Below are 22,417 nucleotides of genomic sequence, written 5' to 3'. Positions count from 1 at the left end.
CAAGCTTTCCCTCCTGTTCATTTATTCCGTTTAATTAAACGAATATGTTCATTTTTTTCTAATAAAACGAGTAGACCTGGCAATAAAATACCTCGAATTAAAAAAGTATCCATTAAAATACCAATTGCAACAATAAAACCGAAAATATATAAGACTTCAACAGGCTGAGTAATTAATACAGCAAAGGTTGCTGCAAGTATAATTCCAGCAGAGGAGATCACTCCTCCTGTATGTGCGACTGCTCTAGCAACAGCATCTTTGACAGGGTGGTGTTTCTTTTCCTCTAAAAAGCGAGATACTAAAAAGATATTATAATCAATTCCGAGTGCTACGAGAAAAACGAACGCATATACAGGAACTCGATTGCTAATCGAATGAACATCGAAAATATATCCGCTTAAAAATGTTCCTAGACCTAATGCTGCTAAAAACGACAATAAGATGGTTCCCATCATTAATGTGGAGATTGAAACAGATCTCGTTAAAAAGATGAGCATCGTAAAAATCAAAATTGTTTCGGCAATGACAATGACGATCAAGTCACGATTATTTACATTCCGATTATCAACAGATGCAGCCGTTTCCCCAGCGAAATAAAATTCACCTTTTACTTCTGCCTTGGCAAGAAATTCATTTCCTTCTTTCATCATATTTTCTAAAGCATCAATTGTTTGAACATCATAAGGATCTTCTTTGAAAGTGAGGTCAAATTGAATAATCTGATCATCTTCCGTACGGTTTGAAACCCGGACAGAGTGAACGATCTCCTGATCATTTAAGAGAGAAGCAATTTCTTGTTGTTTCTCTTCCGTAACTTGTTCGTTAGATTCTAAAATAACGGTCGTTGGTGCAAGAGTTCCTTTACTAAACTTATCTTCTAAAATATCATAGCCAATACGTGACGGCATATCATCCGGAAATGATTTCATCGTATTATATTCATACGTAATAGTAAAGATATTGCTTGATGTAATAAGTAGGAATCCTAAAATGAGTACAACAGATAAAATCGGTCTCGTTGAAACAGTACGCCCAACTTTACTCCATAAAGAAGAAGTACGTATTACTTCATCCCCGACACGAGGAATCTTTGGCCAAAAGGAGCGTCTACCAAATAGTGTAAATAAAGTTGGAATTAATGTGATAGACGAGAGCATGACAACAAGGACTGCAATACTAAAAATAGGCGCAAAGTTTTTATAATCACCGAAATTGGCTGCAAATAAAACGAGCATAGCGAGTAAAATAGTCGAACCTGAATAAAAGATAGGTATCCCTAACTCTCTCATAGAAAGACGCATTGCCTCATATTTATCCTCATATTTTCTTAATTCCTCACGAAAACGGGAAAAAATAAATAAGGAATAATCGATGACGACTGCAAATAGTAATATCATCATAATGGATAAAGATTGGCTAGCTAGCTCAATACCGCTAAGTCCAAGCAGTCCGAGTAATCTATCTGCAACCGCGTAGACAAAAATGGCTGCAAATAGCGGAATGAGCGCAAGTAATGGTGAACGATATGTAAAGATAAGCAACACAAGAATAATTCCAATAGTGGAAAAAAGTAATACTAAATCTGCCCGTGAAAATAATTCTGTTGCATCAACTGCAATTCCTGCAGGACCGGTAACAAACATTTGTAAAGTTGGATTAGCATGAACGATTGGATATATTTCATCCAATCCAACATTTATTTCTTTTGATGTCATATCCTCTTCAAATAAAATCGGTAAAAAGGCAGCTTGATTATCCTCTGAAATAAATGATGCTGTTGCTTCAGGAGGCATGAGGTGTAGCGGGATGACACTTTTTACGTATGGAATCTCTGTATTAAAAATTTCTTCCGTCACTTCAAGAAGTTCATCTAGATTCAAATGACTTTCTTTTGTTTTAAATACGAGAATCGCCGGCATACCTTCATCTTCTTTAAAATGTTGATCAATCTTTTGCTGCGCTATTTCAGATGGACTAGTTTCAGGGTATAATGTGGTAACATTGTTTACAGAATAATCTTTTGAACTGGGAGCAGTAATCGATAATATAGCAGCAACTACTATCCATATAGCGAGCGTGATCCAAGCCCCTTTTTTTGTAGTCACAAGGTCTGTTACAGATCTTAGAAACGTATGCATCCTTATAATCCCCTTCATTTTGATTGGCTAATAATGATAATGGAATTGTCTGACTTATGGTATGATATCTTACTCTTTAGTTTGCGCCTCGTTTTAGGACTGTTTTTCATCTAAGTATAATTTAACTATATGACTTCAATTTATATTTATTAATATTATATAGAATAACATAACAAATAGTAAATAAATGTTAATACTAACCGAGGGAAATGTTAAAATGTAACTAGACATGCTTATCATTTCATAATAATCTTAACAATTCTTTTTTAGCAGATAAGAAAGTATAAAACTTTCTTATTGCATAAGTGCAGTTAAGGCATTCACAATATAGTTTATATAAATAAGTTAATCACTTACTTGCATAAGGGCAACATCACTTTGCCGTCGCCTGCCAGCTTGCCAATCGGTGTGTAACGAGTGCCTAGTTGTTTAAAAATGTAATGGAGGTGTTTTCTTGTTCAAACGAGCTTTTTTGTACATGTTATGCTGTATTTTCGTTTTAGTAACTTCATGCAGTCAAGCTGAGAATGTGGATAACATAAATAATGACAACCAAAATGTGGATAACCTGGATGGCGATAATAAGGATGTGGACAAATCGGATAAAGGGGAAGTCATTAACAATGAATATACTACTCAACCAAATAATAAATTAGGCTTCGCTTTATTGGATAAAGTAGAACGAGATAAGAACAATAATATCTTTATTTCACCATCAAGTGCATTTATGGCATTATCAATGGCTTATAATGGTTCAGAGGGCGAGACAAAAGATGAAATAGCGGAAGCATTACAAATAAAAGACATATCAGTAGATCAATTGAATCAGGCAAATGCTGTGCTTGTGGATAAGTTGCAAAAAGATACACAGGCTACCCAACTTTCCATTGCAAATTCCATTTGGTTAAATAAACAGTTTCATTTTACAGACGAATTCAGTGATGCAACAACGACCTTTTATGATGCAGAAACTACCGAAATTGATATTACAGATGATAGATCTGTCGATAAAATAAACGACTGGGTAAGTGAATCAACAAATGATAAAATTACAGACATTGTTGAAGGGCCTTTAAATGAGGATATGGTAGCAATATTAATAAACGCCTTATATTTTGAAGGGAAGTGGAAATATCCATTTTCTGAGGCGAGAACAGAGGAAGAGCCGTTTTATTCTGGAGGAACGGAAAATAATATTCCAATGATGATGTTGGAAGAAGAACTAGCTTATATGGAAAATGATGAATTTCAAGCTGTGAAGCTACCATATCAAGATGATGAAATGAACATGACGATTTTTCTACCAAGTGAAAATTCTACAATTGATACGTTTATTGCTGCTATTTCCGATGAAAATTGGCAAGAATGGCAGGCAGAGTTTCAAGAAATGAATGGAATAATTAAACTCCCAACATTTGAACTGGAATACGAAACCAATTTGAATGAAGCTTTTCAGCTATTAGGAATGGAATTAGCTTTCAAAAAACAAGATGCAGACTTTTCAAAAATGATTAAAGAAGATGCTCCACTATGGATTCATGAAATAAAACAGAAGACGTATATTAATGTAGATGAAAAGGGGACAGAGGCGGCAGCAGTTACCTCTATTGAAATGAGAACAGAGTCAGCAGTTGTAGGGGATACGTTTTATATGGAAGTGAATCGACCGTTTTTTATGACGATCACAGATAATGAAACAGATACGATCTTATTTATGGGGGTTATTACGAATCCAAACGGATAAAGGCAACAACGTTATTTCACTTGTTCCCTTGCTAGGAGAAACCAACATATGGTGCTTTCGACCTTGCAAGTCATTTGTTGAAAAAAGCTCACGATGTCATCATGAAACACATCGGAGCTTTTTGTATTTATTGTTCGGTTGAATTCAACATATCGACTAATGAAAAATCAACAGGTTTTTTTTCTGTCTCTTCATAGCCTTTCATATATTGAATGCGTCGCTGGGCTGCAGCTGCTGTTACTTGTTCGTCAGCATGATAAGATGATCGAACGAGTGGACCAGACTTACAATGTGTAAACCCTTTTTCTAAAGCGATTTGTTCCAATTCTTTGAATTCATCTGGATGATAATATCTTTCCACATTCAAATGCTTTTTCGTTGGTTGCAAATATTGACCAATCGTTAAAATGTCAACATCATGGGCGAGAAGATCATCCATCGCTTCTAATATCTCTTCCTTTGTCTCGCCAAGACCGACCATCATACTCGACTTGGTTGGTGTATTCGGTGCGATATTCTTTACTCGTTGCAATAACTCCAACGATCGATCATATTTGGCAATCGCACGAACGCGCTTTGTCAAGCGGCGAACCGTTTCAATATTATGGTTAAAAATATCTGGTTCTGATGACATTAATGTATGTAAACTTTCGTAGTCACCTTTCATATCAGATGGTAAAATTTCAATCGTCGTTCCCGGGTTTTTCTTTCGTACTTGACGAACTGTTTCCGCAAAAACTGCGGCTCCTCCATCTTTTAAATCATCACGGGCAACAGCCGTTATAACGACATGTTTTAAACCCATTATTTTAACGGAGTCTGCAACACGTTCAGGCTCGCCCCAATCGAGTTCATTTGGAAGCCCTGTTTTAACTGCACAGAAACGACATCCTCTCGTACATGTATCTCCTAAAATCATAAAAGTAGCTGTCTGTCTTTCACTCCAACATTCGTGTAAATTTGGACATCTTGCTTCTTCGCAAACTGTGTTTAAGCGTTTATCACGCATTAATTTTTTTAAGCCTTTATATGAATCAGATGTATTGATTTTAATTTTTAACCAATCGGGTTTGCGTAAATATTCTTGTTGCTTTGTCATTTCCTTATACACTCCTTGCTTTTTTTAACCTTAAATTCCATTCTTTCGTACGATACTTTGTCTCGGTTAAATGAGTAATATATTTCCATTGTTCTTCTGTTAGGACAAGGGGTTCTAATTCGATCTGTAAACATGATTGAAATCCTGTTAAAAATGCTTCTTTTACCATTTGATATGTATGTTTTTTTTCTGTGATTTTATTGATACTAATTGCCTTTTTCTCAAAAGCAGCTCTTTGTCGTTCACGAATTTTTTCTGATGAAAAATTAAATAAGTCAAACAACATTTTTGCATCAAAACTCATCGGAATTGACCCGTGCTGCAGTAAAACACCATTTTTTCTCGTCTGTGCGTTACCAGAAATCTTTTTCCCGTCAACGATCATCTCGTATATTGCCGGTTTTTCAAAGCAAACGGCAGAACGTTCACGAAGTAATTCACGTTCAGGAATAGCAAAATCAGCTTCGATTCCTAGATTTCGATATCCTTCTAGCAAACCTTGTGATAATACATAATATGCCTTATTAATGGAGTGAGGAATTTTGGGATGATCTTCATTAACAATAATACTATAGGTTAATTCATCATCATGTAAAACAGCACTACCGCCAGTTAAACGTCTAACAAAATCACAGGAATGTTTCTCAACGCCTGAGAAATTAATTGTTTTTTGTACGTTTTGAAAATGTCCAACAGTTAGGCTAGGCCTTTCCCATCCATAAAACCGAATAGTAGGCTTTATTTTTTTCTCGCTATGAAACTGAAGTAATGCTTCATCGATTGCCATATTTGTTGCTGCATCGTGGTATCCGCTATCTAAATATGCCCATGTTTCTTGCAAAAGGGGTCACCTCAACTTTTTTTAGCAGAAAAGAAGGTATAAATCTTTTCTTATTGTATCAGTGCAACTAAGGCACTCGCTATTAAAGGTTTGGCATATAAGTTAATCACTTATTTACATAAGTGCAACATCACCTCTGTCATCGCCTTGACGGCTCGTCAATCGGTGTGTTTTCTTTAACTATGCCAAGTATTTTTAATACTATACAGATAGATATTATTCATTATGTATCATATCAGTAAATCAGTTTAAAGTATAGAAAATTTCAATAAAGCTTGATTAGAAAAAGTTATATAGCACGGTTTTTACGTTACATATAGTTTAACATAAAAATAAGAAGGGATTAAAAAATGAGAACGGGGTGGAAAATTCAAATAATAAGAAGTGTCAGATACTAATAAAATTGAATTTTCAGTAAGTAAGACGAAAGGTATTCGTACAAGTGCATTTGTGAATAAACCGTTTCTACTTATCCACGTTATCCACATAATCCACAGAATTATCCACAAAACTTATAAACAGAGTTAAACGTTGATGTAGCAACCGTTTATCTAATCTATACACATCGTTATATAAAACGATGTGTATAGATTATTGTACATAACACAACTTGTTGATAAAAATTAAAAACATAAAACTGATTCACGTAAAGATGTGAAGTTGGTCTGTTTATAATACGGAATTTAATTTCTCAAAGGTGTCAACCTTCCTTCACTTCTACTATAAAAAATAGTAGTACAAACCGGCCTTGGTTTGTACTACTAATGGTAGAATGTTTTTCATGCTTCTTGCACTGTACGATATTTACGTTTAAACATAACAATAAAATAGGAGACGGTTAGTAACAGAAAGAAAAGCGTAAATAACATTAACACACCTGCATTTTGCCACATAACATGAAACTCACCACTAGAAATAACAGCTTTAAAACCAGCAACAGAATAGGTCATCGGTAAGATATAATTGATCGGTTGCAATATTTTTGGAATCAGCTCTAATGGGAATGTACCAGCACTCGTCGTTAATTGCATAATCAAAATGATAATTGCAATAAAACGTCCTGGATCATCAAAACAAGTAACTAAAAACTGAACAAGTGTAATAAACACTAAGCTTGTAATAATGGCAAAAAGCATAAACAATGGTACACTTTGAACTTCTAATTTAAGCACTAAAAGTAAAAAGCCACTTGCAATAACAGCTTGTAGAATTCCGACGACAAACAATACGGAAAACTTACTAAAGAACCAGTGAAGTCCATTTTTTGGAATACTTGCAGGCTCTTTTAACGGATAAACAATGGACAATAACAGAGCTCCGACAAATAAACCGAGTGATAGGAAATATGGTGCAAAGCCGGTTCCGTAGTTGGGAACTTGATTAATCTTTTCGTTTTTGACCTCGACTGGATTAGCCATCATATTGTATGTCTCATCATTTGTTTTTACCTCACTTGCTTCCTCAGCCGCATCTTTCATCTCTGTCTTAAATTCATTTGTTCCATCTACTAACTTTTCCACACCTTCTGTTAATTCTTTAGAACCGTCATCTAGTTGAACTGAACCTTCACTTAATTGAATCGACCCATCTTCAAGTTTCAGCATGCCACTAAACAATGAATTTGTACCAGTAGCTAATGATTCGGCTCCATTGTTAGCTTCTGTAAATTTGGTTGTAAATAATTGTAAACTATCAACATATTCATTTTGTCCAGAAGCTAACCTTTGTGAACCCGTCTGTAACTGTGCTGTCCCATCTGCAAGCTGTGCTACTCCATCTTGTAAGGAATTTTGTCCCTCATTGATGGTGGATAAGCCATTTTTTAACTCTGTAAATGGAGGGTCGATTGCTGTTTTAATTCCTGCTTCTAAAGTTGTGGTAGCATTTTCGACATTTTTATTCACTTCAGTTTTATATGTGTCAAACCCGCTATTAATTTGATTTGTCGTATTTTCGATAGCCCCATTTATCTGGACTGTTAATTTATCTTGTAAAGATGCTGCCAATGTTTCTTTTGATGGAGCATTCTGTTGTAATTGTTGAATGATGGCATTTACTGTTTGTTCCTCCATGCCACTTTCACGCAATGTTACCGCAAGTGTTTCCGTTTGAGCTTTTTGTGTTGCGATCATTTCATCCGCAATAGCACTCGAAAGGGTTGAACTAATTCCTGGCGCTAACTCGTTTGTTAATCCAGATGTTATACCATTCTGTAGTTCAGTTAAACCTGTATTCATTTTTTCGCTATTTGCCTTTAGTTGCTCCCCAATCGCTGTGGATAACTCTTTTGGTAATTGGTTGTGTAAATCTGTTAATCCATTCATAACAGTATCTGTTCCACTTACTAGCGAAGGGATTTGTTCATTTAATTGCTGAACCCCTTCATTTGTCATGTTAACTCCACTAGCTAAGTCTTCTGAACCACTTTGTATTTCTTTCGATCCTTTTAATAACTCGTTAGAACCTTCATGTAACTGATGCATTCCATTAGCTAGATTTTTTGATCCATCTACTAATTCATTCACACCAGAGCGGGCGCTAGAAACACCGTGTTGAAAATCAATTGACTTTTCAGCTAATGTAGCTAAATGGTCTGATAATTGGTGGGATCCGTCCTGCAATTGTTCGGCACCATCAGCTAATGATGTCGTTGCATCACTTGCTTTTCCAAGTCCATCCGCTATTTCATCTATTTGGTCAAAAATAGTTTCAGCATATGTTTCCGTTATTTTTTCTTGTAATGCCGTTTCTATTTGTAACATCGCTGTTTCACCAATTTGGGAAGCTAAAAAGTTATAACTTTCATTCGGTATATAAATAATATTTGATTTCTCTGGATGATCATCCATTAACGTTGTCGCGTTTTTTGAAAAATCATTCGGTATTTCTACTAAAATATAATATGTTTGATCTTGAAGTCCCTGATAACCTGTATCTTTATCAACAATATTAAAATCAAATTCTGGATCTTCTGTTAGCTTTTCGACTAACTCATCCCCAAGATTCATGGTCTCCCCGTCTTGATTAGCCCCTTCATCCTCGTTGACAACAGCAATGGGTAAATCTGCTAAATGATCATATGGATCCCAAAATGCCCATAAAAACATTCCCGCGTACAGGATAGGAACAGCTATGACTGCAATGATCGCGATAAGTAATTTATGTTCCTTCCTTATCTGTGAAAATTCTTCCAATATTCCTTTCAACTTAATTACCTCCGTAGTAATGATTGACCACTTTTCTCAAATGGTCAATTCAATGAAAAAATGATGGATTACCTATTAGATAATCCTTTAAAAATATATAGATCAAATAGATGAGCAATTTCTTCTTTATTGAGCGGCTTCCGATTCTTTTCCCAGTCAAAAATAAAGGCGACATATAACTTTAGTAATATAAATGCCGTTATTTCAGGGTCACATTGTTTAATTTCTCCTTTTTCAATCGCCCGTTCAATTTTTTCCCGAATAAAAAATAAAATCGATTGTTCTAATTTTTGCATCACTTGCTGCACGACAGGAGTACCGATATCTCTTTCCTCTTGAAACAACTTAATGGTTAGTTGATGTTCTAGCCTAAACTCTAACATTTTATATAATGCAAGATGTACATTTTCTTGGAAAGACATTTCAGAATTTATCGCATTAGTTGCGGCTTTTTCCATATCATCAATTAGTTTCGTAATAATCTCATCAAATAGTTCTTCTTTATTTTTAAAAAATGTGTAGATGGTTCCTTTCCCGACATTTGCAAGTCTGGCAACTTGATCCATCGTCGTCGCCTTATACCCGTATAAAGAAAAAGATTTTGTGGCAGCATTTAATACTTCTTGGCGTCGATCAATCGCCATTTTTCCTCCCTCCAAACTTTAGAATTGACCAAATGAACAAAATGGTCACTTTCAATAAAGTTAATTTAACATACATTTTACAGAAAGGCAAGTTATTTTTTTTTCGGCAGATGAGATTGGAACAAAAGTGTTTTTATCAAAGGAAAAACCGAACAATAGTTGTTGCATATATTCTGTTCTGGAAATATACGTTGCGCACCTTGAAGCAGTTGGTGAGCCTTCGATGTACAGGATGTACTATAAGTGTCGTCACAATCTTGACGGTAGGATGGAACGAAGTTGCAAACTCTTTTCGATGGGACGAGCATTTAGCGCAGTCCCAAACTCTTTTCGATGGGACGAGTAACGTAGTGCCAGTCCTGGGATGTACTAGTGTCGACATAGGTCACACGGACGTTCCCGTTTTTATCTGACCAGGGATCTATGTATATTCCTTCACTTAGGTCGTATATTGTTCGTCTTTTGATAGGGTCATTTTAGTTATGTCCCAGCCTTCCTGCATAAGTGCAACTTTAGTTCTCGTCACTAAAGACTTGGCGATAAGCCGAGTTTTCTAATTAAAATCTTCCTTTATTTAATGTAATAATAATTGATTATCACTGTTTGCAAACGTTATAATAAAAGAAGGGAAGGGAGAGATTTTGGTGCCAATCAATATACCAGAAGGTTTACCTGCGCGGAAATTACTGAAAAAAGAGAAAATATTTGTTATGGATGAAGATCGTGCAAGAACACAAGATATTCGTCCCCTTAATATAGTTATTTTAAATTTGATGCCAGAAAAAGAGAAGACAGAATTACAGTTATTGAGATTATTAGGAAATACTCCACTACAAGTGAATATTACATTTTTACATACTGCGACACATGTTTCTAAAAATGTAAGCAAGTCCCATTTAGACACATTTTATACCACATTTAACGAAATTAAAAACCATCGTTATGATGGGATGATCATAACAGGTGCCCCAATTGAACATTTTCAATTTGAAGATGTTAACTATTGGGAAGAACTAGTGGAAATTATGGACTGGACGAAAAAAAACGTGACATCTGTCCTACATATTTGCTGGGGAGCACAAGCTGCATTATACCATCATTATGGAATAGATAAATTTGAATTACCAAAAAAATGTTCAGGCATTTTTCAGCATACAGTAACTGATCCAACTGTTAAATTAGTTAGAGGGTTTGAAGATGTATTTAATGTGCCACATTCACGCTATACGGAAGTAGCATTAGAAGATATTAAAAGCCACCCCGAATTAAAATTACTTGCAGTTTCTGATGATGCTGGTGTTTTTTTATTAAAATCAAAGGATAATAAACATATTATGCTGACAGGTCATTTGGAATATGATGCAACAACACTTGCTGAAGAGTATGAACGTGATTTAGCAAAAGGGCTTGATGTTCATATGCCGGAAAATTATTTTCCAAATAACGATAAAAATAAAACACCGCTAAACACGTGGCGTTCTCATACCCATTTACTTTTTTCTAACTGGTTAAATTATTACGTTTATCAAGAAACACCATATAAATGGGAGTAAGAAATTTTGTGCCTTCACTTAAGAGTGGAGGTTTTTTGTTCATACTGGATCAGGACTGGATAGAAACGGTCACATCCATAGTGACCTACGCCATTAGCATATCATCCTGTACGTTCGAGGATTAGCCGCTTTAGGATGTGCAAAATGTATTTTGGGAGTATTTTATGCAACTACTGTAATTTAGATTTTTCTTTGATAAAAATATATTTGTCCCAGCCCCTTTAAATTAGAAATTTTTAATATAAAATCCTTTGTAAAAAGTTTATCCAAATTCGTTTTTATTTCAAAGGATTGGGGAATATATACTATAACAATGGAAAGGAAGGTTGATAAAAATGAGTAAAGAACAGTTAATTGAAGGATTAAATGTGGATTTAGCGAATGAATATGGTGCAGCAATCCAGTATACATATAGTGCATCGGTTGTTTCTGGATTGTATCGTTCTGCATTAAAGCCATTTTTTGAAGAGGAAATCTCCGATGAGCTGGGACATGCTTTGTATTTATCCGAAAAAATTAAATCATTGGGTGGTATACCGACGACGGAATCAGCTAAAGTACCTCAACCAACAGATGTGAAAGGCCTTTTAGATGCCGTATTAAAATCAGAAACGGATACGATCGAGCGTTACGAAGAGCGGAAAAACCAAGCAGAAGAGCTAGGGCTTACAGAGTTAGTCGTTCAACTGGAAGATATGATTGCCGACGAGACAAGACATAAAGAAGAAGTAGAAAGATTATTGTTAGATCCGCGTTTTAATGAGTAAAAATGAAGTGACTGCGAAAAGTTTGTCGACTTTTTTCGCAGTTTAGAAAGTAAAAATCCTTTCTTGACTTGTGTAACTTTAGTTCTCGCTATAGGCTCGGTAAATAAGTTAATCACTTACTTACATAAGTGCAACATCACCTCTGCCGTCGCCTGTCGGCTTGTCAGTCGGTGTGTTTTCTTTCGTCATAAACTAGCTCCCCGCTAGTTTACTTACATAAGTGCAACATCACCTCTGCCATCGCCTGTCGGCTTGTCAGTCGGTGTGTTTTCTTTCGTCATAAACTAGCTCCCCGCTAGTTTACTTACATAAGTGCAACATCACCTCTGCCGTCACCTGTCGGCTTGTCAGTCGGTGTGTTTTCTTTAACGTATGCCAAGTTTTCTGATTAAATTTAATCCTTGACATTTTAAATTATCTCTAATATAATTAATACGAATTCGAGGTAATTTACAAAAAGGATGAATGAAATGGTAAGTTTAGATAACCAAACAAAAGAAGAACAACTGTCTTTAAAATTATTCGTTGTACTGAGCCGATCGTTAGAATCAGTAAAAAAACAAGTAGTAAAAGATATAAAAAGCTACGGATTGAATTTAACAGAGTTCGGTGTAATGGAATATTTGTACCATAAAGGGGAGCAACCGATTCAGATTATCGGAAAAAAAGTATTACTTGCTAGTAGTAGTATTACGTATGTTGTAGATAAATTAGAGGAGAAGCAATTTATCGAACGAATTGCCTGTCCTAAAGACCGGCGCGTCATTTATGGACGACTAACAGAAAAAGGTTCCAATTTAATGGATGAAATTTTTCCGAAACATGAACAAGCGATGGCGACTATTTTTTCTAGTTTAACGAATGAAGAAAAAGAGCAGGCGATCGTTCTTCTGAAAAAAATAGGATTATTTGCTGATTCCATTTAATTTTTTTTATCTTATTATCTCTAATTCATAATATATGATTTGAGTGTAAAATGATCGGTTTATACTTAAAATAAAGGAAGAATCTAATATAGATTACAAAAGGAGAAGGTAGCATATGTCTAACGTTAAATTAGCAGTCATTTACTATAGTTCAACAGGAACAAATTATCAACTAGCAAAATGGGCAGAAGAAGGGGCTAAAGAAGTAGGAGCTGAGGTAAAAGTTCTCAAAGTACCAGAGCTTGCACCTGATGCAGCGATTGATTCTAATCCGTCGTGGCGTGCTCACGTGGATGCAACAAAAGATGTACAAGAGGTAACATCTGCAGATCTAGAATGGGCTGACGCGATCATTTTTAGTGTACCTACTAGATTTGGAAATATGGCATCACAAATGAAACAATTCCTTGATACACAAGGTGGTTTATGGGCAACAGGAAAAACAGTAAACAAAGTAGTTAGTGCCATGTCTTCAGCAGGAAATGCACATGGTGGGCAAGAGGCGACCATTTTATCGCTCTACACTTCCATGTATCATTGGGGAGCGATTGTTGCAGCACCAGGTTATGCGGACGAATCGATTTTCAAAGCAGGTGGAAACCCGTACGGTGTAAGTGTGACTGCTGGAGATGATGGAATGGTTGAAGATGTAGAAGATGCGGTAAAATTCCAAGCAAAACGTACGGTAAAAATCGCTGAAAAAATAAACAGCTAATGATATGAATGAACCTGTTTTGATGTTGAATCAAGGCAGGTTTTCATATATTAATATGGTAAAATAAAAGAAATTTGTATCTTTAGTAAACAAAGGAGTGAAGAAGTTGCGAGAGACTACTGGAATCCATCATATTACTGCTATTGTCGGTCACCCTCAAGAAAATGTTGATTTTTACGCAGGAGTGCTTGGTTTAAGATTGGTGAAAAAAACGGTTAATTTTGATGACCCAGGAACATACCATTTATACTTTGGTAATGCCAATGGTTCTCCTGGGACAATTATTACCTTTTTTCCTTGGAATGGAGCGAAACAAGGAGCGATTGGAAATGGACAAGTTGGTAAAACATCTTACGCCATTCCACCAGGTGCGACACTTTTTTGGAAAAGTCGATTGAAACAATATAATATTGCATATAAAGAAGAGACGCGTTTTGGAGAGCAATACCTTTCTTTTTCTGATCCACATGGTCTTCTTTTAGAACTTGTTGAAAGAGAAGTTGGAGAAGAAAATGAATGGACTAACCAGGATATAACAAAAGAAGAAGCAATAAAAGGCTTTGCTGGAGCTGTTTTATACTCAGCTAACCCTGATCGTACGATTCAAGTACTAGAAAATGTGATGGGATTAGAAAAAGTAGGAACAGAAAATGAAGTGACCCGCTTGCAATCTATGAGTACAATTGGAAATATTGTCGATGTTAAAAAGTCTCATGAAAAAGGCGTCATGGGTGTCGGTACTGTTCACCATATTGCATGGAGAGCCGAATCGGATGCAGAACTTATAGAATGGCAACAATTTGTACGAGAAAATCGGCTTGCTGTGACAGAAGTGAGAGATAGAAATTATTTTAAATCAATTTATTTCAAAGAACACGGGGATATTTTATTTGAAATCGCAACAGATCCACCAGGGTTTTCCCGTGATGAACCATTTGAAACACTAGGAAGTGAATTAAAACTACCAGTTCAATACGAATCTAATCGTAAGCTTCTTGAAAAAACCTTAATTCCAATCAAAAATCCGAATGGGGGAGGAAGTTAATTGCTTAGCATTGATCCTAAATATAATTCAGAAAGAGATAATTATAAATTATTAATCGGTAGCATCGTACCGAGACCTATTGCATTTGTAACGAGTAAGTCAAAGGACAATATTATCAATGGTGCACCTTTCAGTTATTTTAATATTGTTACCGCAAATCCACCTATGATTTCTATTTCTGTTCAGAGGCAAGGATTGATGCAAAAAGATACTGCTCGAAACATTATACAACAAAAAGAATTTGTCGTTCATATAGTAGATGAAGACAATGTTGGACAGATTAATGAAACGGCTGCTTCTCTACCTGCTAATGAAAGTGAAATAGAAAAGGCGCAATTAACACTTCTTCCTAGTGAAACAATATCCGTTCCTGGAGTGAAAGAAGCGAAAGTCCGTTTTGAATGTATGTTGGAAAAAGGGTTAGAACTAGGTGGCGGAGAAGGTCATGCCAGTACTGACTTAATCATCGGTAAAATTACTCGTATTCATATAGACGAAAAAGTATATGATGAAGGTAAAATAATATATGAAGAGTTGAATGCGGTGAGCCGGTTAGCCGGAAATGATTATGCAAAAATTGGTGACGTTTTTGCAATGGAGAGACCACGTTAAAAATGATAAAGTAGTTTAGAATATTAAACTAGAAATATAAATAAGTTTTTAATGTGGCAAACCTTGTTACTTCTGCATGACTTTTACAGATACGACTTTCTAGCCTAAGGTCTAAAACCAAAATCTGTTACTGCAACACCAATCACAGCTATAAAGGTGAATTAGCCTAAGGACTGTAAGGCTTTTGGGGAGTTAATAAAATGATTGATGAATACATGTACCATTATAATTTTACTCGATACCAGTCGAGTATAAAAAATGACTCCAGTACAATACCAGAGTCATTTATTTATTGCTTCATAAAATGGTATCTTTACCTGTCTATTTTATTGGAAACAGTTACACGAGACATAAAATGAGCGTCTAATACGGACGAAAGTCACTTAATGCGCCTCTTTTAACAGATTTCAACCCTTTCCTTTTCGTGATTGAGTTGAAATGATCATATCTTCGGCAACATTATCCAACATTTCAATCATTTTTTCTTCGGTAAAATATTCAGGAAGCAGACCATTCGCTACCATGACAGCCAACCCTGTTTGAAAAATTTCCATTTTTAATAAAATATCCATTAATTCTTGTTCTGAAAATCCGGCTAATACTGGATCTTTTTGCATTTGTTGAACAACAAACATCATATTTTCTTCATTATGCCTCATGTGAGGGTTATTTTTCATAATTAAATCACGATAGAGGACACTGTATTGTTTGGCGAACTTAATACTTGCAATACCAATGTCCCGAAAAGGGTGCCCAGAATTCTGTTCTATAATGAGCTGCTTTACTATTTCAAGCGTATGGTTCACTACTTCTTGAACTAATTCGTCGATATCTTTAAAATTTACATAGATTGGAGCAATGGAACTACCGAGTTGTTTAGCAATTCTTCTAATTGTGATTGCATCCAGTCCATCTTTTTTTGCTATGTCAAATGCTGCCAAAATAATATCTTCTTTTGAATATTTTGTTTTTGGTGCCATTTAGATTCTCCTTAAATAATGATATGTATCAATTGATATATACTCTATTTGCAATTACAAACATTGTCAACGGAATTGTGTTATCTTAGCAACTTACAGCTTTGAAGAATACTTTTATTAAAAATCAGTAGTGAAGTCGAAAAACAATGCATTCACAACTTTCATACTTCACCAGTTGCTTATTTAATAAGGTCGAAACGTTTACCATCACCATCCTCTGATCAATATTTGGTACAAAAAATTAGCGATCCTTTCGTTGAAAGAAATGTCATTTACTCAAAAATGATTTTTTTGCTTTTTACTTTGCTCCATCTTTTTTACTGAAATTCTAGCAATATTTTTGATTCCTCTCTTAAATCTAAATAAATATTTCCCCTTATTATTTTTACAATGCTTAAATCTATCTTCACGGTAGCCTTTTAAAAGTTTGTTTTGTTTCTTAGTTAATCCATGAAATGCGTTTAATTCATAGTCTTGCTTGGGCTGTCTGTAGTTTCATTCTCGATGAAATCAGAGCCAATATTAAAAACAAGGTCACCCTAAACAAATAATGTCTCTGGCAAATGATCATATAAGATACTGCCTTTGTCGTCTGTTTCTTTTTCTCCCTGTTATTGCTTTATACAAGTTTACTTTATAGTCAAATCATCACATATATAGCCTGCCTTTGGGGATGATTTTATTTAATTTATCCAGAGATGAGTTTGTTAAAGATGGTAAAGAGAATTTAAGGTTTACAAATTCTAAAATACATGTATAATAAATCATTGGATATATATCGAGTGATATCCAAGGGGGGGAAAAAGAAATGAAAAAAATATTCGTTTTAATTATTATGGCTACCTTCCTTTCTTTTATAAAGTCATCACCTGTTTTAGCCCAGGTCGAGGATAAGGAAGAGGTAGCGAATTTTATTGATCAAGTAATAACGGAGCAATTAGAACAAGAAAACATTCCAAATGCCGTGGTTTCTATCGTTTATAAGGACGAAATAATTTTTCAAAAAGGATATGGCTATGCGAATATGGAATCGGGTACTTCTATTGATCCAGAGACATCCCTTTTCCGAATTGGATCTGTTTCTAAATTATTAACATGGACTGCTGTCATGCAACTGGTAGAACAAGGAGAACTTGATCTGCATACCGATATTAATGAATACTTAGATTTTAAAATTTCCGATCAGGTCGAAGGTAACCAACATAATTCGAAACCTAATCCAATTACATTACATCATTTAATGACACATACTCCAGGTTTTGAAGATTATTCGAACAGTATTTTTAGGCTTTCAGAAAATGGGCTGCTTCCTTTGAATGAATATGTACGTTATCACATGCCGAAACGGATATTTCCAGCCGGTGAAATGATTGCATATTCTAATTATGGTACAGCTTTGGCTGGTTATATTGTTCAACAAGTGTCAGGTATGCCTTTTTCCGAATATATAGAACATCATATTTTGAATAAATTAGGGATGGAAAATAGTACGTTTGAACAACCTTTGCCAGAACAGTTAAAAGACCAATCGGTGACACCTTATCGCTATGTAGATGGAAATTTTATTGAAGGATCTTTTGAGTTTCTACCAGAACCAGCTGGAGCAATGAGCAGTTCTGCTGCTGATATGGCAACATTTATGAGAATGTTTCTGCAAGAGGGAAGTTATGGAGAACAAAAAATACTTGAGAAAGATACTGTTCGACAAATGTTTGAACAGCAATATACACAACATCCAAACGTAAGTGGGATGGGGTTAGGATTTATCGAGGCAAATTTTAATGATCAACGAATACTTTTTCATGGTGGAGGTACATTGCTGTTCAATTCGGGTCTTTATTTAATACCGGACGAAGATATCGGAATGTTCATATCGTATAGTGGTGGCAATCATTTTTTACATAAAAAGGTCTTTCAACAGTTTTTAGATGAATATTTACCAATTAAAAACAGTGCCAAACAGGTTAATTCTTATGGTTCAATGGAGAAAGCAAGTCAATTTGCGGGAGAATATCATCAAAACAGAAAAAGTGTTACGACCGACGAAAAGTTCCTTAGTCTTACACTGGGAATGATTCATGTAAAGGCAGGGGAAAAAGGTACTTTACATGTGACACACGCGGGAGAGACGAATGAATTTTTCGAAGTGGCACCCGGGATATATGAAAATCCCAAAAAGGAAATAACATTTGATGCGTACGGAGATTTTAAGACAATTGTTTTTGAAACAGATGCAAACGGGGACACAATGCTAGTAGCAGATGGGCCAATGACGTATTCCAAAGCACCTTGGTATGCAACTAGTGCTTTTACCTTTTCCACTCTTGTGCTAAGCGTGTTATTTATTTTTGGATCGTTTTTGTTTTGGATCATTCGTGCTGCTCTTCATCTTGTTCAAAGGAAGAAAAAGCACCAAACAAAAACAGCACTTATTGCAAAATGGGCAGCAATTATATATAGTGTCTTATTTCTTGGACTAATTATCAGTGTCATTTTAACAGGGGAAATTGATCCAGTTTACCAACTTCCAAAAGATGCTTTTGGTAAGGCACCAGATTGGCATCCGGTACTTAATATAATTCCTTACGTGATGAGTCTTTTTAGCATCGCACTTTTAATAACAACTTTCATTTTATGGAAAAAAAAGGATTCGAAACGGAGTAGTCGTATCCATTGCACGTTGTTTTCTGTAGTTACTTTATTTCTAACTTGGATATTTTACTATTGGAACCTTTTATAATTAGTATTGAACAAATATAACAATTGATGTCGAGTTTAAAGGAAAATTCTATAAACATTGACTACTATTGTGCAATGGTAGGGTAGTAGTGGAAAAAAACTGCTGTAGAAAGGAATATAACCAAAACCGGCATGGTAAGAGTATCAAACGAATAAAATTAGTATGGAGCATACCAGGTTGTTGAATGTATTATTTGATGACTGGGTATGCTTTTATTTTATTAAAGATAATAGAAAAATTGAACAAGCCCCACTTACAAGCGAGACTTGTAGCTAAATAATTGGAAAAATGAGTAGAGGTTTAAGTGAATAAACATTTTGAACTTCTATACTTTTCTCCTATCAATGTACAGAATAATCACCACAGACAAAAACATAAGAACTCCACAAACTAAAAACGGTAACCCAAGAATTTGGGCAAAACCCCCGGCCATCGAAGAGCCTGCAACGACACCTAAGGAAAAAAATGCATAAAAAATTCCGTATGCTTTTCCCCGATCGACTTTCGTGGAAGCATCTGCAATAATTTTATTCATCGATGGAAAAATGAACGAAAATCCTAGTCCGTATGTAATCATAGCGATAAAATTACTAATAAAAGTTGTCATAAAACTAAGCATGAACATTGCAATTCCAATCAGGAATAACCCGATCAAGATTAGTTTAATGGCAGAAAAACGATCATAAATAAAATTAATCGGGCTTAAGAATACAATTAACGCAATGATCCCAAATGTACTTAATAACATTCCCGTCGTTTCTGTCGTTCGGTTCATTTCTTCTACGTTTAAGGGAAGTCCAAAAGCGAGTGTCCCATTACTAATCATAAGTGCAAAAGCCGCTAAGGATGACAAAATAATTAACGGATGTTTAATCAGTGGAACAAATTCTTTAAAATTAAATTTACCTCTTTCAGTTGAAATAAATGATTCTTTTACAAAAAATAACACGATAAACGAGGTAACAAGAAAAAGACCTGAGACGAGCAAAAACACACTTTCAATTGAAGCCCTTGCAGCCATGATACCACCAACAGCAGGGCCAACGATTGCAGCTATTCCAATACTAGCTCCTGTAAATGCCATCGTTTTTCCTCTCGTTCTCGTACCGGATTGATCGCCAATATAGGCAAAAGCCGCTGGAATTAATATACCACCAGCTAATCCATGGAAAAAGCGGGCAAAAAATAATTGTATTCCAGTTTGTGCGAATGGATAAAAAAATAAAATGATACAAACAGATATCATGCCGGTAAATAACATTTTCTTACGACCAAATCGGTCGATCCAATGTCCGCCTAGAATATTGCCGATCATATTAGTAAATGAATAAATTGCAACGATTGCACCAGTTAACGCATATGAGGCTCCAAGTTCAAGTGAGTATGGAGTAATAATTGGTAACTGAATAAATGTATCTAAAAATCCAACGATGATGATAATGTACATAATTCTTGTCATGCAAAATCCCTACTTTCCCATCCTTATTATACATAATAAGTAAGAAGGTTGTAAGAAATTAATCTATCCATTTTGAAATTAAATTATATAGGGTATAATAAAATAATAAAAATAGGTCCAAAGATTCATGGAATTAGTATGATTTTGAATGGATGAGGATGAACAGGGGGAATTGATGATGATTTTTACAAAAAGACCTAAAACATGGAATGAATATATAAAAAAGGTTGATGACACGAACCTTTCCGTTGGACACCGCCCAACAGAAAGATTGAAGTTTTTAAATATAACCGAAGAAACACTTGAAGAAGTGAGGGAAGCAGCTCAATATTTACGTCCATTTAAGGAAGAAATGGTGAATAAATTTTATGAAAACATTACATCATCTGAACATTTACAAGATATTATTTCAAAATACGCTTCTGTAGACCAATTGAAAATAACACAGATAAAATATATTGAGCAATTTTTACAAGCGAATATTGATCATGATTATGTTAAAACAAGGGTCACTATAGGTGAAGTACATAGTAGAATTAATTTAACTGCGAATCACTTTATTATGGCACATGACATGCTTATTCAATTTATGACAACTATTTTAATGGAGAAGGTAAGTAAAAATCCAAATAAGATGATTAGTCTAGTCGTAGCGATTCAAAAGTTAGGAACATTTGATAAACAATTAATTGTTGATGTGTATACCGAATCCACTTTTCGGTCGTTTTTATTCGGCATTTCCGATATGCTCGATAACTTGACTAAGCTTGATACTACCCAACATTTAATTGAAGGAATGGAAGAGCAAATCACTGAATCGCAAAGTGTTACAGCAGCAACTGAGCAAATGAGTGCATCGATTCAAGATGTTTCAAACCATGCCGTAAAAGTAGCGGAAGGAACAGAAGAGGCGGTTCTATCAGCGCTTAATAGTAGAAAAGTAATTGATCATGCGCTTAATGATATTGAACAAGTTGGCAAAGTTTATGACTCTGTTATGAAAGAGGTACATCATTTAGGCAATGAAATTGAGCAAACACATGTAGTAATCAATGTCATTAAAGAAATTGCTGAACAGACAAATTTATTGGCACTTAATGCAAGTATTGAAGCAGCACGTGCAGGAGAATATGGACAAGGCTTTGCAGTTGTTGCAACAGAAGTTCGTAAATTGTCAGAACATACGAAAGAACAAATTGAACAAATAACAAAAAACATGGAAAATTTACAACATGTATCTAAGAATGTTACGGAGAGAATTCAAGAAACGGGTACAAGTATTGAAAAGGGTGTTGCTGAATCCCAACAAGCGGGGAAAGAGTTAGAAAACATTGTTTCAACGATGCAAAGGATTAACGGCGAAACTTCACAAATTGCGGCAATGAGTGAAGAGCAATCATCGACAGTGGTAGAAATAAATGAGCGAAATATTAAAATGTTTGAAGTAAGCAAACATACACAAAAAGTGGCAACCGAAACAGCTGAAATAATTTATGATTTAAGTAAAAAAATGAATGAATATCGTCTAACTTTTATCGAATCGAATTTAATTTATAATCAAAAAGATATTATTCAACTGGCCAAAACTGATCATCTATTATGGAAATGGAATATTTATAACTTATTATTAGGGTTTGGTTCGATTTCGGCAAATCAACTAACGTCCCATAAAGTTTGCCGATTAGGAGAATGGTACTATAGTGATCAGTCGATCTCGGTTAAGAACAATGAAGCATTTAAAAAACTAGAAGCACCACATAAAGCAGTACATGCATATGCCAAAGATGCTATTGAGCATTATGAAAGAGAAAATATCGACAAGGCGAAAAGTGCGCTTGTTCGATTGGAAGAAGCTTCAAATGAAGTCATGGAACTATTGATAGAGTTGGAGAAAGCATTTTAGATTTTGAAAATAGGACAAATAAATGTTAAAATTTATGTACTACTA

Annotated in this window: 16 protein-coding genes; 9 read left to right on the top strand and 7 right to left on the bottom strand. The window is 35.0% G+C overall.

Translation table 11 applies throughout. From position 1 onward, the window contains the following. Positions 1 to 17 precede the first annotated feature (17 nt). Entirely contained in the window at positions 18 to 2,138 is a 2,121-nt protein-coding gene (locus DFR56_RS13990; protein ID WP_110396066.1) for an MMPL family transporter, read from the bottom strand. Between the two features lie 454 nt (positions 2,139 to 2,592). Between DFR56_RS13990 and DFR56_RS13985 the strand changes: the two genes are divergently transcribed. Next, the gene (locus DFR56_RS13985; RefSeq protein WP_110396065.1) at positions 2,593 to 3,882 is read left to right on the top strand and encodes a serpin family protein; all 1,290 of its coding nucleotides are present in this window, start codon (positions 2,593 to 2,595) and stop codon (positions 3,880 to 3,882) included. 127 nt (positions 3,883 to 4,009) lie between these two features. On the opposite strand, the gene lipA is transcribed toward DFR56_RS13985, so the two are convergent. The 4 genes from lipA to DFR56_RS13965 all read right to left on the bottom strand — a co-directional run bounded on the left by lipA (position 4,010) and on the right by DFR56_RS13965 (position 9,672). Further along, positions 4,010 to 4,981 carry a lipoyl synthase gene (gene lipA / locus DFR56_RS13980; protein ID WP_110396064.1) on the bottom strand — a complete coding sequence of 324 codons (972 nt, stop codon included), beginning with the start codon at positions 4,979 to 4,981 and terminating at the stop codon, positions 4,010 to 4,012. A gap of 4 nt (positions 4,982 to 4,985) precedes the next feature. Beyond that, entirely contained in the window at positions 4,986 to 5,822 is an 837-nt protein-coding gene (locus DFR56_RS13975; RefSeq protein ID WP_377723945.1) for a lipoate--protein ligase family protein, read from the bottom strand. A gap of 779 nt (positions 5,823 to 6,601) precedes the next feature. Continuing rightward, positions 6,602 to 9,028, bottom strand: coding sequence for a YhgE/Pip domain-containing protein (locus tag DFR56_RS13970; protein ID WP_244916536.1), 2,427 nt, complete (start codon positions 9,026 to 9,028; stop codon positions 6,602 to 6,604). A gap of 68 nt (positions 9,029 to 9,096) precedes the next feature. After that, positions 9,097 to 9,672 carry a TetR/AcrR family transcriptional regulator gene (locus DFR56_RS13965; protein ID WP_110396062.1) on the bottom strand — a complete coding sequence of 192 codons (576 nt, stop codon included), beginning with the start codon at positions 9,670 to 9,672 and terminating at the stop codon, positions 9,097 to 9,099. A gap of 644 nt (positions 9,673 to 10,316) precedes the next feature. On the opposite strand from DFR56_RS13965, the gene metA reads away from it, so the two are divergent. The 6 genes from metA to DFR56_RS13935 all read left to right on the top strand — a co-directional run bounded on the left by metA (position 10,317) and on the right by DFR56_RS13935 (position 15,290). After that, a complete protein-coding gene (gene metA, locus DFR56_RS13960) occupies positions 10,317 to 11,225 on the top strand; it encodes a homoserine O-acetyltransferase MetA (protein ID WP_110396061.1) in 909 nt (302 codons plus the stop codon). Between the two features lie 335 nt (positions 11,226 to 11,560). Beyond that, the gene (locus tag DFR56_RS13955) at positions 11,561 to 11,992 is read left to right on the top strand and encodes a ferritin-like domain-containing protein (protein WP_110396060.1); all 432 of its coding nucleotides are present in this window, start codon (positions 11,561 to 11,563) and stop codon (positions 11,990 to 11,992) included. Positions 11,993 to 12,462: 470 nt separating this feature from the next. Continuing rightward, complete coding sequence (locus tag DFR56_RS13950) at positions 12,463 to 12,918, top strand: MarR family winged helix-turn-helix transcriptional regulator (protein WP_110396059.1); 456 nt, start codon at positions 12,463 to 12,465, stop codon at positions 12,916 to 12,918. A 115-nt stretch (positions 12,919 to 13,033) separates the two neighbouring features. Then, positions 13,034 to 13,633, top strand: coding sequence for an NAD(P)H:quinone oxidoreductase (wrbA, locus tag DFR56_RS13945; RefSeq protein ID WP_110396058.1), 600 nt, complete (start codon positions 13,034 to 13,036; stop codon positions 13,631 to 13,633). A 97-nt stretch (positions 13,634 to 13,730) separates the two neighbouring features. Beyond that, complete coding sequence (locus DFR56_RS13940; RefSeq protein ID WP_110396057.1) at positions 13,731 to 14,678, top strand: ring-cleaving dioxygenase; 948 nt, start codon at positions 13,731 to 13,733, stop codon at positions 14,676 to 14,678. Then, a complete protein-coding gene (locus DFR56_RS13935; protein ID WP_110396056.1) occupies positions 14,679 to 15,290 on the top strand; it encodes a flavin reductase family protein in 612 nt (203 codons plus the stop codon). 407 nt (positions 15,291 to 15,697) lie between these two features. On the opposite strand, the gene DFR56_RS13930 is transcribed toward DFR56_RS13935, so the two are convergent. Next, on the bottom strand, positions 15,698 to 16,270 hold the full coding sequence (locus DFR56_RS13930; RefSeq protein ID WP_110396055.1) for a TetR/AcrR family transcriptional regulator: 573 nt from the start codon (positions 16,268 to 16,270) through the stop codon (positions 15,698 to 15,700). An 808-nt stretch (positions 16,271 to 17,078) separates the two neighbouring features. Here DFR56_RS13930 and DFR56_RS13925 point away from each other — a divergent pair. After that, a complete protein-coding gene (locus tag DFR56_RS13925) occupies positions 17,079 to 19,010 on the top strand; it encodes a serine hydrolase domain-containing protein (protein ID WP_110396054.1) in 1,932 nt (643 codons plus the stop codon). Positions 19,011 to 19,335: 325 nt separating this feature from the next. Here DFR56_RS13925 and DFR56_RS13920 read toward each other — a convergent pair whose 3' ends face one another. Continuing rightward, entirely contained in the window at positions 19,336 to 20,469 is a 1,134-nt protein-coding gene (locus DFR56_RS13920) for an MFS transporter (RefSeq protein ID WP_110396053.1), read from the bottom strand. A 178-nt stretch (positions 20,470 to 20,647) separates the two neighbouring features. On the opposite strand from DFR56_RS13920, the gene DFR56_RS13915 reads away from it, so the two are divergent. Then, positions 20,648 to 22,372, top strand: a complete 1,725-nt coding sequence (locus tag DFR56_RS13915; protein WP_242694821.1) for a methyl-accepting chemotaxis protein — start codon at positions 20,648 to 20,650, stop codon at positions 22,370 to 22,372. Positions 22,373 to 22,417: the final 45 nt, after the last annotated feature.

Origin of the sequence: Pseudogracilibacillus auburnensis (assembly GCF_003201975.1) — a bacterium.
GTDB lineage: Bacteria > Bacillota > Bacilli > Bacillales > Amphibacillaceae > Pseudogracilibacillus > Pseudogracilibacillus auburnensis.
The sequence above is the reverse complement of the archived record's forward strand: the minus strand, read 5'-3'. Positions and strand labels throughout refer to the sequence as shown.

What these genes read in the sequence shown, in the direction of transcription:
- DFR56_RS13990 (WP_110396066.1), bottom strand. Translation starts at nt 2,138, where the DNA reads ATGCATACGTTTCTAAGATCTGTAACAGACCTTGTGACTACAAAAAAA.
- lipA (WP_110396064.1), bottom strand. Translation starts at nt 4,981, where the DNA reads ATGACAAAGCAACAAGAATATTTACGCAAACCCGATTGGTTAAAAATT.
- DFR56_RS13965 (WP_110396062.1), bottom strand. Translation starts at nt 9,672, where the DNA reads ATGGCGATTGATCGACGCCAAGAAGTATTAAATGCTGCCACAAAATCT.
- DFR56_RS13955 (WP_110396060.1), top strand. Translation starts at nt 11,561, where the DNA reads ATGAGTAAAGAACAGTTAATTGAAGGATTAAATGTGGATTTAGCGAAT.
- DFR56_RS13950 (WP_110396059.1), top strand. Translation starts at nt 12,463, where the DNA reads ATGGTAAGTTTAGATAACCAAACAAAAGAAGAACAACTGTCTTTAAAA.
- wrbA (WP_110396058.1), top strand. Translation starts at nt 13,034, where the DNA reads ATGTCTAACGTTAAATTAGCAGTCATTTACTATAGTTCAACAGGAACA.
- DFR56_RS13930 (WP_110396055.1), bottom strand. Translation starts at nt 16,270, where the DNA reads ATGGCACCAAAAACAAAATATTCAAAAGAAGATATTATTTTGGCAGCA.
- DFR56_RS13925 (WP_110396054.1), top strand. Translation starts at nt 17,079, where the DNA reads ATGAAAAAAATATTCGTTTTAATTATTATGGCTACCTTCCTTTCTTTT.
- DFR56_RS13920 (WP_110396053.1), bottom strand. Translation starts at nt 20,469, where the DNA reads ATGACAAGAATTATGTACATTATCATCATCGTTGGATTTTTAGATACA.
- DFR56_RS13915 (WP_242694821.1), top strand. Translation starts at nt 20,648, where the DNA reads ATGATTTTTACAAAAAGACCTAAAACATGGAATGAATATATAAAAAAG.